This window comes from Novosphingobium sp. CECT 9465, from assembly GCF_920987055.1.
GTDB lineage: Bacteria > Pseudomonadota > Alphaproteobacteria > Sphingomonadales > Sphingomonadaceae > Novosphingobium.
Genome location: NZ_CAKLBX010000003.1, coordinates 88,494 through 103,064, shown reverse-complemented (window position 1 = coordinate 103,064; position 14,571 = coordinate 88,494). Strand labels below are relative to the sequence as shown.

Sequence of the window (14,571 nt, the reverse complement as noted above, 5' to 3'; positions counted from 1 at the left end):
GAAGCGACGCCGCCTGCTGCAGTGGCGAACAGCGAAAGGTAAATCGCACGCCGCTTTTGCTTCGGCGCGATCGTGGCAAGGCCCACCGCCGAACCAGCCACTCGGACTGGCCCAGGCTAAATTGTCGGAATAGACGCTCGCTCGGATCGGTGTCGCAGTGATTGAACGCTCGCCTGGCTGATTATTGATCAACTGGCGAGGGCCGCAACCAGCTTAGAAGGGCAATTTTGTCTTCCCAGAGGGGGCGGGCACAAAAGCGATCGGTTCGGGTATTACGGATATTGCCCTCCCGCGCGCCCTTTAAGGGAAGAGCGGCGCTTCGCCTCGGTGGATCTCATCGGGATCGAGAAAAGCGCGTTTGCGTCAGTTTCACGATTGCTCAGGAGGGGCTTCGAAATGACTTTTCTGAGCCGGCGAACTGTCTTGGCGGGCGGAGGCCTCCTGCTGGGGGCGGCATGCACGCGCAGATTTGCGACGCCGGACCAAGCAGGCACGCTGCCCATTCCTCGCCTGTTAGATGCACGCGACCATGGGCAGAGAATTGGACTGAGGGCGCAGGAAGGGGAAACCACTTTCTTCCCAGGGCGGCGGAGCGCCACCATGGGATACAACGGCAGCTATCTTGGCCCGACTCTGCGGGTACATCGCGGGGACGACGTGACGGTGACTGTCAGCAACAATCTGTCTGCTGATACCACGGTTCACTGGCACGGGCTGCTCGTACCGGGAGACCTGGACGGCAGCCCCCACCAGACCATTAGTCCAGGCGAGACTTGGCGTCCGACGCTGCCGATCCGTCAGCCGGCGGCCACTCTCTTTTATCATTCGCATGCACACGGCCGAACGGCGGAGCAGGTCTATGCAGGCCTAGCGGGATTGCTCTTCGTCACCGACGAGGAAGAGCAAGGTCTCGGTTTGCCTTCGGATTACGGCGTCGACGATCTACCAATCTTGATCCAGGATCGGCAGTTCGTGGATGGCCGTCTGGTGTTACCGGCGGGCATGATGGTGGCGCTGGACGGGAGGCGGGGCAACGTTATTCTCGTAAACGGCGCGTACAACCCGCGAGCAGACGTTCCCAGAAGCTTAGTGCGGCTGCGGCTCGTAAATGGTTCGAATGCCCGGACTTACGATCTTTCGTTCAGCGACGGACGAGCCTTTTATTGGATCGGCACCGAGGGCGGCCTTTTGGAAAAGTCCGTTGAATTGCAGTCCCTCACTCTGGCCTCCGGTCAGCGGGCTGAGATCTTGGTGGACTTCAGCGATGGCAAACCGGTCTCGTTGGTATCGGCTCCGGACCAAAGCACCCTCAGGATGCATGGCATGGGCATGATGCATCGGCACGAGGCTAGCGAAAACAACGCAGGGGATGAAACTGTCCTCACATTTTCACCGCGCTTGGCATCGAGTAAGCGAGGTAGCACCACGCTTCCGCTCCTCCTGGCGTCCCGCGCGGTGCCAGATCCGGCGACGGTCGTCGCACGGCGACGTCTGGTGCTCAACATGAGGCTGGGAGGTATGATGGATAGCGACGAAGAGCCGCTAACGATCAACCACAGGCGATTCGATATTGATCGCATCGATGAGGAAGTCGAGCTTGGCGCCGTCGAGATATGGAAAGTCTCCGGGCAGAAAATGGCCCATCCCTTCCACATTCATGGAGTGCACTTCGACGTGCTACGTCGCGATGGCGAGGAACCAGATCTTCTTGATCAGGGGCCACGTGACACCATCGTCGTGGACGAACCGGTCGAGTTATTAATCCGTTTCGACCAGCCTGCTTCAAAAGCGCCCTTCCTGTTCCATTGCCATATCCTGGAGCACGAGGACGAAGGCATGATGGGTCAGTTTTCCGTGACGTAGTGGGAACAACTCAAGAATCGAAATCCCGCATATGCCAATAAGGGGGCAATGCTCGACGTATGACTTCGAACTCCACTCTCGTTTTTGTTCCCTTTTCGGGCTTGGGCCAGAACGTTTCGCACATCTCGATCGAAGGCATTCGATCATCCCGGACACTTGTGCATCACATGACGAACCCTGCGGTTAGTCACGGCCACCAGGCGCCGCGGGCCGCGCTCTATAATGACCATACGCTTGTCGGGCCGTCCCGCGGCCGCTGTCAGTACTCGCGGCAATGAGTAATAGATGGTATCGCCGCGTTCATACCACTTTCCTCCGCCAAGCGGCGTCTGGTCAGGCAATCGGATTTCGCTGTAAGATCCGTTGCGATTAAGAACCCAGGCCATCCCCGACTTACAGCCGGATCGGCCATCAAATGACCAGACACCCGCGAGCTTGGTGGTCGAGGTATCTTCCCCTGCGGGAACGACCCTGGCCGGCGAAGGTAGCGTTGGCACAGTGAGCGCGGCGAAAATCGCCCAGATGGAACACGACCACCGTGTGAAAGTGAGCAGCCGGCATCGATATAACCCGTTAAGCGCGATCGTCATACTGTTCCCTTCCGATCCACACTCACTCCGCTGAGAGCTTCGTTGGTTGCCCTTGGCAGACTATGCAGACCATCTGCCGGTGGTAATGCGTATTTGTCGCTAGACAGAAGGGACGCCTGCGATGGCATCTGATCGCAGATCGCCCAGGACAAGGCAGCCGGCGCAGAACTTGGGATGACGGTGATCGTCTCATGCGCAGTGCAAGCGAGCAACCACATGAGCGGTAACGGGGGCGACGAGTTCGCTTCCGGACGAGGAAAAGGTGGCCCGGTGACCTTCATTCTATCCCGACATGTTGGTTTGGACGCTCAAGCCGGGTGGCGAGGCGGAGGCATATAGGCCCGCCCGATGTACTAATCGCAAGCGACCGGTTTTCGGTTCTGATGCTCTTGCGCCCCAGTCAACCGACCGATCGCCATTCGTATATATCACAATTTCGCGGGTCGTTCCCCCCAGATAGGGTCAGAGCAGGTTCGAGTCGTGGAGGGGACGCCAGGCCGAAATGCCGGTTGTTCCCGCTGTCCTAGCCGCCACGAATTCGATGGAGATCCAAGGCAAGAGGAGCATTTGATGTCAGCCGCTTCAGCATTTCCAGCTCTGGCGCAGGCGTCCCCCCGACCGCAGTCCGGGATTGTCGCCTGTATCGATTGCTCCGATCATGATGCGTGGATCTACTCACACGCTCGTGCGCTCGCGACAACGCTCGACGTCCCTATTACCCTGCTACAAGTACTTGACGGCGAGGGCTCGACGCGCTCTCGTCCAGACCCGATTGAATGTAACCTCCGGCGGCGCGAAGCCCTGCGCGCCCTCGATCGATGCGCCGCCGCGACCAGCGCACCTCCAACCAAAACCTCCATCGAATTGGCCGAAGGCCAAACCGCGGAGGAAATTTGCCGCTTTGTCCGAGAGTGCGACGACGGCATGGTCGTACTGGGAAGACGAGGCAGGCAAGAGGCCGGTCGCCCGGGCATGGGGGCAACCGTGCACAAGGTGCTCATGCAGACGCCAGCCCCGGTCCTGCTCGTACCGGTAGAGGCCCCGCTTCCGGCAGCGCCCTACAGAAGGGTTGTGGTGCCGCTTGACGGCTCTCGTTGGGCTGAGAGCGTGCTGCCCCTAGCTGTGCGTCTTGCGAAGGCCTCGGAAGCGGAACTCCTGCTCGTCCATGTCGTCCCTACGCCCGAGATGATCGAGGCACGGCCCCTGGAAGTCGAGGACAAGAAGCTTCAACAAGCCCTTATAGAGCGAAATGAGCAAGCAGCACGCAGCTACCTGGATCGAACGAAATCCAACCTCTCGGCGTCCGGTCTACGAATGCGTACGATTTCGATCCGTGGCGAGGATGTACGCGAGGTGCTGTGCGATCTTATTCAGCGCGAGAGGGCCGATATTGCCGTCCTGTCCGCGCGCGGCCACAGCCATCGGCATGTTTCCGACGTACCCTATGGAACGGTCGCCTCCTACCTGATGACGCATTGCAATGTACCAATGCTCGTAACGCCTGCGACAATCCGCTCGGGAAAAGCGCAGATCGCCGTAGGGCATAATTGCCTCCGGCTACCCCTCGCCGCCCAAGCCTGATCATGGCCGATATTGAGGGGACCGACCCTATTTCGGGGGCGGCCGACGAGACCGCCACACGCCATCAGCTGACAGGATTGATCGGTCGCTCAGCGCCTCTTCCCATCTGGGCGCATCTCGACGCCATGAAGGACTGGCTGGCTCGAGCCCGCCAGGCAGCCACGCAAGCCGACCAACGCGGCAGCGCCGCAGCCGAATGGCTACTCGACAACGACTATCAGATCCAGCGCGCGATCCTGCAAATTGGTGAGGGTCTTCCCAAGGCCTTCTACGCGAAACTTCCCGGTCTTGCTGAAGACGGCCTCAGGCGACCGCGCGCCCATCAAGTCGCGCAGTCTCTGCTTCTGGCGTCTCACCTGCAAGTCTCGCTGTCCTCGGCTGTCGAATTCGTCGTTCGATATCAGAATAAGATGCCGCTCAGCATCGCTGAAACCTGGGCGATTCCTACGATGCTGCGTATCGTTTGTCTTGAAATGATCGTTACGGGTTTCACCCAGCTTTTTCCTCAAGTCGCTCCCCCTTTTGCACTAACGGACTCTCCCGACGTCGCGACCGGGGGATTCGACAACACGGAGTGCGTGGCACGCGGCATAGCCAATCTTGCCGTGATCGCGACTATCCAATGGAACGACTTCTTCGACAGAACCAGCCAGGTCGAGGCGGTTCTGAAGCGTGATCCTGCAGGGATTTATCCGCGCATGGATTTCGCTACTCGCGACCAATATCGTCACGCGGTAGAACGGCTCGCAGCGCGATCCGGCCTCCTAGAGCGAGAGGTTGCCCAGCGCGCTCTGCGGCAGTGTCAAAGTAGTGAAGAGGCCCCCTCAGGGCATGTAGGTTATTGGCTCATCGATGCCGGCCTGCCTGCTTTCACGGATGCACTCGATCCCCGCCCCTGGACACCCCGTTCGATGCTGCGGCGCATCTTGCGTCATAAGGGTATGCTTTACGCGACCGCGCTGGTGTTTGCCGGTATCGCGGCCTCTGCAGTTCCTGCAGCATACATGTCCTCGACCGGACCGTCTCCCTTATCCTGGCTGCTGTGTATCGCGCTGACGCTGCTGCCCGCTTCCATCCTCAGCATCACCTTTGTGAATTGGATGGTCACGCAAATCGTTCCTCCATGCGTTCTTCCCAAGCTGGAATTCAAGAAAGGAATTCCCGGAGATTGTGCGACGGCCATCGCAATCCCCGTTCTCGTCGCTCGGACCTCCGACATCGCTCCCCTTCTTGAGCGACTTGAGGCGCATCGCCTAGCCAACCCTGATGAAGCGCTGGAGTTCGTTCTCCTGACCGACCTTGCCGATGCCGCAACCGCCAGGGTTTCGGGCGACGATGAGATCGAGCAGATGCTGGTACGAGGCATCGAAGAATTGAATGCCCGCTACAAGGACGCAAGGGGCAATGGACCTTTTCATCTGCTCCACCGACCGCGCCTCTTCAACGAGGCGCAGGGCTGTTGGATGGGCTGGGAGCGCAAGCGCGGTAAGCTGGAGCAGTTCAACGCCTATATCCTGCGCGGCGACGCCACTGCATTCCATTTGACCACCGGCAAGGTGGAAAGGCTGCGGCGATGCCGCTTCGTACTGACGGCAGACGCAGATACCAGACTTCCGGGTGGTGTGGTGCGCCGTCTGGTCGGCACTCTCGCCCATCCACTCAATCGGGCTCATTTTGCCCCCGACACCGGCATTGTGGAACGAGGCTACACTATCCTTCAACCTCGCGTTGAACTAGCGCCGGAGGGCCCCGAGCAATCCCTGTTCGCTCGCCTCTACGGCGGCGATACTATGATCGACATCTACTCTCGCGCGGTTTCCGACGTGTACCAGGACCTTCTGGGCACCGGCGTGTTTGTGGGCAAAGGCCTCTACGATGTGGCGGCATTCGAACGGAGTCTGGAGGGCCGTGTCCCAGAGAATGCTTTGCTTAGCCATGACCTGTTCGAGGGGCTTCATGGGCGCGCGGCGCTCGTTAGCGACGTCATTGTCTACGAGCGCTTTCCGACCGGGTATCTCGACTTTTCCGCGCGCTGGCACCGCTGGGTGCGGGGTGATTGGCAAATCCTGCCCTGGCTGTTTCCCTTTGTCCCAGGGCGTGACGGCCGATGGCTGCGCAATCGGCTTGGGTGGTTCGACAGGCTCAAGATCTTCGACAATCTAAGGCGCAGTCTGGTACCCGCCAGCATCGTTGCCTTGCTCCTAGGCGGTTGGTTCCTGTTTCACGGTCGACCCTGGGTCTGGACACTGCTCGCGATCGTCGCGCCCGGGGCTTATCTTTTTACCGATCTCGTAACGGGCTTCGCTCAGGGCCGCCGTCGCGGTGTCATGCAGCGCGTCCTGCGGCGCCTCACGGATCATCTCGGGCGCTGGATTTTAGCCATCGCCTTCCTTGTCAGCGACGCATACATCGCGCTGCACGCCATAGCCGTCACGATCTGGCGGCTGCAATCGGGGCGGCGGCGGCTCGAATGGACCTCTGCCGCTCATATGGCCACGCGAAACGCGGCGCGCCATCCGCGATTAGCGGCGTGGCGCGACATGTGGAGCTCGCCCCTTCTTGCGGTGCTTATAGCCGGCGCATTACTCGCTTATACGCCGGGATCGATGCCTGTCGCGGCGCCGCTATTGCTGCTCTGGTTCTTCGCACCCGAGATCGCGGTTTGGATCAGCCGCCCGCGTAGACCACCGATCGAGGCGCTTACCGAAGCAGACAGGAGATTTCTCAGACTCGTCGCTCGGCGCACCTGGCTTTTTTTTGAAACCTTCGTCCGGCCTGAGGACAATTGGCTGCCTCCCGACAACTACCAGGAGCCGCCCGACGAGGACACCGCTCACCGAACGTCGCCTACCAACATCGGCATGTTGATGGTGTCGATCCTGACAGCGTGGCGGCTTGGGCATATCGGTCTCAACGAGCTGGCTACCCGTCTTGGCGACACGTTCGATACGCTTGACCGGCTCGAACGCTACCGCGGCCACATTCTCAACTGGTATGATACCAGGACGCTCGCTCCCCTTGAGCCACGTTACATTTCCACGGTCGACAGCGGCAATCTTGCCGTCAGCCTGATTACCGTTGCCCAGGCTCTTCGAGATGCTGGGAGGGCACCGCCGGTAGGCAGCGAGCTCTGGCAAGGCCTAGAAGATATTGTCGGACTGCTCTCCCAGGCGATCCGGTCTATCGGGACCGAAGCGGGCTCAACGGCCGGTGTGATCCTGGCTACCGTGGGCGAGACGGTGAAGCGGGTTTCGAACGATGAGCGCGAATGGCTCAGGGGGATCGACGATCTCATTTCGGCCGACTTGCCGAGACTGCGCGAGCAGGTGGGCGTGATGGCCGCGAGCGTTGCCGAAGCCGACGTCGGCATCTTGCGCGAAGTGCAAGTCTGGCTCGAGCGGCTCGAGCATCACGTGTCCGGGATACGTCGCGATTTGCAGGTTTTCTGCCCGTGGTGGGAAGTTATAACCGACCATCCCTCAGACTGCGCGGAAACCGCAGCCAAGGTCGCCGATTTCATGGCTGGCGGCTCGGCGACACCATCCGATTCGCGCACCGCGCACGTCATCAGCCTGCTCAGCGCGACCAAGGAAGGCGGATTATCCGACGCGGCCCGTCAATGGGTCGACAAGATGCTGGCTGCCATCGCCGAAGGGCAGGCCGTTTCGCGCGAGCTTCATGGTCGCTTCGACAGCCTTGCCCGCCGGGCCAACGTCAGTGCGCACGCGATGGACTTTTCACTTCTGCTTGATGAAGGTAGCCGGCTCTTTCACATCGGCTACAACGTCAGCGCCGACCGCATAGACGCGCATCACTACGATCTCCTCGCCAGCGAAGCACGGCTCGCCAGCTTCTTCGCCATTGCGAAGGGCGATATCGATCCTTCCCACTGGTTCCACCTCGGTCGCCCCATCACGAAACAGGAGGCCGGGCTTGCGCTGCTGTCCTGGAATGGCTCGATGTTCGAATATCTGATGCCGAACATCTTTTTGCACAGCGATCCCGGCACGCTGCTTGGTATGAGCGACCGAACAGCCGTCAGCATCCAGGCCGCCTTCGGCAAATCGCACAAAATCCCTTGGGGAATCTCCGAATCGTCATTCGCCTCGATGGGGTCTGATCGCGTCTATCGCTATCACGCCTTCGGCGTCCCTGCCCTCGGACTTCAACGTGGCCTCGGCCACGACCTCGTCGTGAGCCCCTACGCAACGGCGCTTGCGCTCATGATCCGGCCAGCACTTGCGACAATCAACCTCAAGCTGCTGGCCGAGCAGAGGTTAATTGGACGGTTCGGCTTCTTCGAAGCCGCCGATTTCACGCCGGCCCGCGTGCCGGCGGGCGAGCGGTTCGCTATCGTCCGCTCGTACATGGCGCACCACCATGGCATGAGTCTCGCCGCGCTGGGAAATGCACTGTGCGACAACATGCTAGTGCGCTGGTTCCATGCGGACCCTTACGTCGGCACCGTCGATCTCCTGCTCAACGAACGCATACCGTGGGAGCTTCCGCCAGAAATTGCACGAGTAGAGGTTCGCGACCCGCCCGCTCACGCCGAAGGGAACATCCCGGCACTGCACAGTTGGTCGCCAGACCGACCGTCGGGGCAGCATGCTTGGCACATCCTCGGCAACGGCCGGCTTTCGAGCCGAATCCGCACGGACGGCGCCGGGGGTCTAAGCTGGAATCAGCATACACTTACCCGCATCGAACCTGCAGATGACCACGCAGGCTTCTGGCTCTATCTGCATGATCTCGATCAAGGCGATTTCTGGTCCGCAACAGGGGGGCCATTCCCCGCCATCGGCGAGCCGCCGGAGGTCATGTTTCATGCCCATCAGGTCGAATTCCGTCAGCGTTCGCGCGGTCTGTCGATCTCGACGCTAGTCAACGTTGCCCATGGCGACGATCTCGAAATCAGACGCATCGCGCTCGTCAATGAGGAGGATCGTGCCCGGACAATCGAACTGACGGGCTACGTCCAGGTGGTGCTCGCCCCACCCCAGGATGCAGCTCGGCATCCTGCTTTCAGCAAGCTGTTCGTGAGCGCTGAAACCTTGCCCGGAGGCGATGGACTCGTGTTCACGCGCCGACCGCGCAATCCCGACGAGCGGCCTCCGGTTTTGCTGATTCGCATAATCGGAGATGACGAAGGAGTCGCCTTGCTCGGACTTGAGGCTGATCGAAGAGCCTTCATCGGTCGCCATGGCAACGTCACGCATCCTGCCGCGATGAAACAGGAGCCTCCGATTGGCGCATTGGGCTGGTCGCTCGATCCGATCTGCGCGATCAGGGCAAAGGTCATGCTGCCGCCGCACGGGCGCCGCGAACTCGCTTTCGTCACGATCGCGGCGGGATCGCGTCAGTCGGCGCTAGACCTGGCCGACCGCTATGCAACGTTGTCCGCGCTGGATTGGGTGGTTAGCGATTCCATCGCGGCAAAAGCGCGCGAGATGCACGACCTGGGCCTACAGCCACAGTTCGTACCTCAGGTACAGGCCTTCCTTTCCCATCTTTTTACTGCCCGCACAAACCCTGCACCCGGAGGTGAACGGCTCTTCCGGCAGGTCGATCTCTGGTCGCTTGGTATTTCAGGCGATCATCCCATCGTGATGTTGCGCGCCGGCACCGCGGAACAGACCGGTATGCTCCGCTTCGTTCTCGCTGCGCATTGGCTCGGCCACCAGCGCGGCATCCTCTTCGATCTCGCGATCGTCCACGAGGGCACCTCAGGTTACGTCGAACCCGTCCGCGAGCGCCTTCTGGAAGTCCTGAGAGACGCCGGCGCGCAGGAACGCCTTGGCACCCATGGCGGCATCCACCTAGTGGGCGTCAGCTCCTCCGATCACGAGCGCGTGGCGCTCCTCGAGCAGGCCGCCAAGCTGATCCTTGAAGACGACGGCGTCACGCTTGCCGACCGACTCGCCCGGGTAGATCAACCTCCGCACCCCGGCCCGCCGTTTGCCCCAGTCGGCACCAACCTGCCGCCAGCCACCTCCGCACCCGTGCCGCGGTCCGTAGATCTCCTCTTCGACAACGGCTGGGGCGGCTTTGCGCCTGATACTGGCGACTATGTGATCAACCTAGAGCCCGACGCTCCCACCCCGGCTCCGTGGTCCAATGTCCTGGCCAACGACGCGTTCGGCACGATCGTTACTGAGGCCGGGCTTGGCTTCGCCTGGGCGATCAACAGCGGCGAGAACAGGCTCACGCCCTGGTTCAACGATCCCGTCGAGGATCCCCAAGGTGAACGGCTCTATCTGCGCGACGAGGAGAACGGGCGGCTCTGGACCCCGACACCCTTGCCATCGGGCGGCGGCTCCGCGTGCCGCATTCATCATAGTCCCGATCGGACCATATGGCACCGCCACAGCGAAGGCCTGGAGCAGGAGCTGTCGACCTTCGTGCCAATCGACGATCCGGTAAAACTGGTGCGTCTGCGCCTACGCAATCAAACGCCACGCTCGCGCCGGATCACGGCGACCTACTATGCGGAATGGCTCCTGGGCGCGGTGAGGGGCGAGCAAGCCCCTTTTAGGACGTCGCGCTATGACCCGGCCTCCCATGCAATTCTCGCACGCAATTCCTGGACGGACGAGTTCGGCGATCGCGTTGCCTTTCTTGCCACGACCCAGGCCGTTCATAGCTTCACTACCTCACGCCGCGATTTCCACGGTGTTATTGCCGACCCGGCCCGACCGCTCGGCCTGCTCAACTGGGATCTGGGCAACCGCCAGGATTCTGCCGGCGACGATTGCTGCGGCGCCCTCCAGGTGCATCTCGATATCCCCCCTGAAGGAACCGTCGAAGTTTGTTTCATCCTCGGCCAGGGTGATAACCTCGAGCACGCAATCCAACTTATCCGGCATTGGCAATCGCCGTCCATCATCGAGACTGCTGCCCGGGTTCGCGTAGCGGACTGGGCCGATCGGTTGGAAAAGGTTCAGGTCAAGACACCCGATCCTGCCTTCGACCTGATGGTCAACCGGTGGCTGCCTCACCAATCGCTAAGTGCCCGCGTGCGCGCTCGCGCCGGTTTCTATCAGGCCAGCGGCGCGTTCGGATTTCGCGATCAGCTCCAGGACGTCCTTGCCCAGATCCAGGTCGATCCGAACGCAACGCGGCAACATATCCTCGCCGCCGCTGCACACCAATTCGAAGAGGGCGACGTGCTCCATTGGTGGCACCCGCCTTCGGACCGCGGGGTCCGAACCCGCTGCTCCGACGATCTCGTCTGGCTTCCTTATGCCGTCGCGCACTATGTCGAGGCGACCGGCGACAAATCCATTCTGGACGAAGAAATTCCATTTCTGAGAGCGCCGCCGCTCGCGGCCGGCGAGGCCGATCGTTACGCCCGATTTGAAGTTACCGACTATAAGCAATCGCTGTTCGTTCACTGCGACCGCGCGCTTGCCCATGCCTATCGCCTCGGAGCTCACGGCCTTCCCCTGATCGGCACCGGTGATTGGAATGACGGCATGGACCGGGTCGGCGAGCGGGGACGCGGCGAGAGCATATGGCTGGCCTGGTTCCTCATCGCAACTATCCGGAACTTCACACTGCACTGCGTCGATGAGCGGCAAACCGAGTTTCGTGATCGCTGGGAAGCGCGTGTCGAAGCGCTCGCCGCAGCGGTCGAGCAGTCTGGCTGGGATGGCGAGTGGTATCTGCGCGCCTTTGATGACGACGGCAGGCCTTGGGGCACATCCGAGGAGCAGGAATGTCGCATCGATTCCATCGCTCAATCCTGGTCCGTTCTCTCAAATGCTGCAGATCCGGAGCGAGCCAGAACGGCGCTCGCGTCGGCCAGGCGCTACCTAGTACGCAACGATGATGCCCTCATACGCCTGCTCGATCCCCCCTTCGACCACACGCCGCGCGAACCGGGCTATATCAAGGCCTATCCGCCTGGCGTCCGGGAGAATGGCGGGCAATATACCCATGCGGCAACGTGGCTCGCGATCGCGTTCGCACGGATACGCGACGGCGACGTGGCCAAATCACTGTTCGACCGAATTAGCCCGATAACGCACAGTTCGACACGCGAAGGCGCCGAGCATTATCGAACCGAGCCATATGCTGTCGCGGGCGACATCGCCGGTGTGGCACCCCATCTCGGCCGCGGCGGCTGGACTTGGTATACAGGCGCCGCAGGTTGGACATGGCGGCTGGCCGTTGAAGAAATTCTGGGCGTTCGCTTAATTGGCGGCAAAATACAGATACGTCCAGCAATGCCGAAAAGCTGGCACAAAGCGGAATTGACGCTCCGGCGCGCCGACGGAGCCATCCAGATAACGATCGAAACGGACCCGTCTCTTGAAGGTGACGGAGAGGAAATTACCGTTGACGGCAAGCTCCTGCGAGAACTCGGGGTTTGCTTTCCCCACGATGGCGCGACGCGGATTGTTCTCGTGCGGGTTCCGCTAAAGGCCTGACGTCGATTCGACAACGGCAATACGAAAGGATTCTCATGTCGACCATCCCCGCCTCTACCCTGCATGGGGACGGCAGCCCGGAACGGCTGGCGATCGACACGATCCGCACATTGACGATGGATGCGGTCCACGCCGCGAAATCGGGTCATATCGGCACGCCGATGGCCCTGGCACCGGTCGGCTATACGCTCTGGTCGCAATTCCTGCGCACCGATCCCGACGCGCCGGATTGGCCCAACCGCGACCGCTTCGTCCTGTCGGTCGGCCATGCGTCGATGCTGCTTTACTCCCTGCTGCATCTCGCCGGAGTCAAGGAGATCGACAAGGACGGCAGGCTGACCGGCAAACCGGCGGTGAGCCTGCAGGACATCAAGGATTTCCGCCAGATCGGCTCGAAGACGCCGGGTCACCCCGAATATCGCCACACCACGGGCGTCGAGACGACCACTGGACCGCTCGGCCAGGGCTGCGGCAATTCGGTCGGCATGGCGATTGCCGAGCGCTGGCTCGCGGCGCGCTACAATCGCGACGGTTTCCCGATCTTCGACCATGACGTCTATTGCCTCGCCGGCGACGGCTGTATGATGGAAGGCGTGGCGAGCGAGGCGGCGAGCCTGGCCGGCCACCTGAAGCTCTCCAACCTCTGCTGGATCTACGATTCGAACCATGTGACGATCGAGGGCGGCACCGATCTCGCCTTCGACGAGGATGTCGGCCAGCGCTTCGACGCTTATGGCTGGCACGTCATCCATGTGGACGACGCCAACGATACCAAGGCGGTCGCCGCGGCGATCGAAAGCTTCAAGGCGACCACCGACAGGCCGACGATGATCGTGGTCCATTCGATTATCGGCTATGGCAGCTCGATCGCCGGAACCGCCAAGGCGCATGGCGAGGCGATGACCGGCGATGACATACGCGGCACCAAGAAAGCCTATGGCTGGCCCGAGGATTCGTCCTTCCTCGTTCCCGACGGCGTGCCCGAGCATTTCGGAGGCGCCATTGCCGGGCGCGGCAAGCCGCTGCGTGCCGAATGGCTGGCGATGCGCGAACGCTATGCGCAGGCCGAACCCGCCCTGGCCAAGGAGCTCGAGGCGATCTTTGCCGACCGGCTTCCCGACGGCTGGGATGCCGCCATCCCGACCTTCCCCGCCGACGAAAAAGGCATCGCGACCCGCGATGCCGGCGGCAAGGTGCTCAACGCGATCGCGCCCAACCTGCCCTGGCTGGTCGGCGGCTCGGCCGATCTTGCCCCCTCGACAAAGACCCTGATCGAAGGCGCGGGATCGTTCCAGACGGGCAGCTATGCCGGCCGCAATCTCCACTTCGGCGTGCGCGAACATGCGATGGGTTCGGTGGTCAACGGCATGGCCCTGTCGCACCTGCGTCCCTATTCGGCGACCTTTTTCATCTTCCTCGATTATATGCGCCCGCCGGTCCGCCTGGCGGCGCTGATGGAGCTCGGCGTCACCTTCATCTTCACCCACGATTCAATCGGCGTCGGCGAGGACGGGCCGACCCACCAGCCGATCGAGCAGCTGACCATGCTGCGCGCCACACCCGGCCTCGACATGATCCGACCATGCGACGCCAACGAGGTCGCCTGGGCTTGGCGTGCGGCGCTGAGCAAAAACAACCGCCCGACCGCCCTGGTCTTCTCGCGCCAGGCGATCCCGACGCTCGACCGCAGCAAATATGCCGGCGCCGAAGGGCTGCTGAAGGGCGCCTATGTCCTCGCCGGCGACGACAAGCCTGAAATCATCCTGATCGGCACGGGCAGCGAAGTCGGCCTGGTGGTGTCGGCGTACGAGAGACTGACCGAAGCCGGCGTCAAGGCACGCGTCGTATCGATGCCGAGCTGGCATCTCTTCGAACTACAGGATCAGGCCTACAAGGACAGTGTCCTGACCCCCGGCGTCGAGGCACGTCTCGCAGTCGAAATGGGCGGCGAGATCGGCTGGGATCGCTATGTCGGCTCGAAAGGACGGACGATCGCCATGTCGACCTTCGGCGCCTCGGCCCCTGCCACGAAACTGCAGGACAAATTCGGTTTCACCGTCGACAATCTCGTCAAGGTCGCGCGCGAACTGATCGGAAAGGCCTGA

Annotated in this window: 4 protein-coding genes; all 4 read left to right on the top strand. The window is 61.6% G+C overall.

Going from position 1 to position 14,571, the window contains the following annotated elements; all coding sequences use genetic code 11:
- Positions 1–396: 396 nt before the first annotated feature.
- The 4 genes from LUA85_RS19685 to tkt all read left to right on the top strand — a co-directional run bounded on the left by LUA85_RS19685 (position 397) and on the right by tkt (position 14,571).
- The gene (locus LUA85_RS19685; RefSeq protein ID WP_231472112.1) at positions 397–1,863 is read left to right on the top strand and encodes a multicopper oxidase family protein; all 1,467 of its coding nucleotides are present in this window, start codon (positions 397–399) and stop codon (positions 1,861–1,863) included.
- A gap of 1,160 nt (positions 1,864–3,023) precedes the next feature.
- Entirely contained in the window at positions 3,024–4,034 is a 1,011-nt protein-coding gene (locus LUA85_RS19680) for a universal stress protein (RefSeq protein ID WP_081659635.1), read from the top strand.
- A 2-nt stretch (positions 4,035–4,036) separates the two neighbouring features.
- On the top strand, positions 4,037–12,466 hold the full coding sequence (locus LUA85_RS19675) for a GH36-type glycosyl hydrolase domain-containing protein (RefSeq protein ID WP_231472111.1): 8,430 nt from the start codon (positions 4,037–4,039) through the stop codon (positions 12,464–12,466).
- A gap of 35 nt (positions 12,467–12,501) precedes the next feature.
- Positions 12,502–14,571, top strand: coding sequence for a transketolase (gene tkt, locus LUA85_RS19670; protein ID WP_231472110.1), 2,070 nt, complete (start codon positions 12,502–12,504; stop codon positions 14,569–14,571).

Coding starts and splice junctions, on each gene's coding strand:
- LUA85_RS19685 (WP_231472112.1), top strand. CDS start 397: ATGACTTTTCTGAGCCGGCGAACTGTCTTGGCGGGCGGAGGCCTCCTG.
- tkt (WP_231472110.1), top strand. CDS start 12,502: ATGTCGACCATCCCCGCCTCTACCCTGCATGGGGACGGCAGCCCGGAA.
- LUA85_RS19675 (WP_231472111.1), top strand. CDS start 4,037: ATGGCCGATATTGAGGGGACCGACCCTATTTCGGGGGCGGCCGACGAG.
- LUA85_RS19680 (WP_081659635.1), top strand. CDS start 3,024: ATGTCAGCCGCTTCAGCATTTCCAGCTCTGGCGCAGGCGTCCCCCCGA.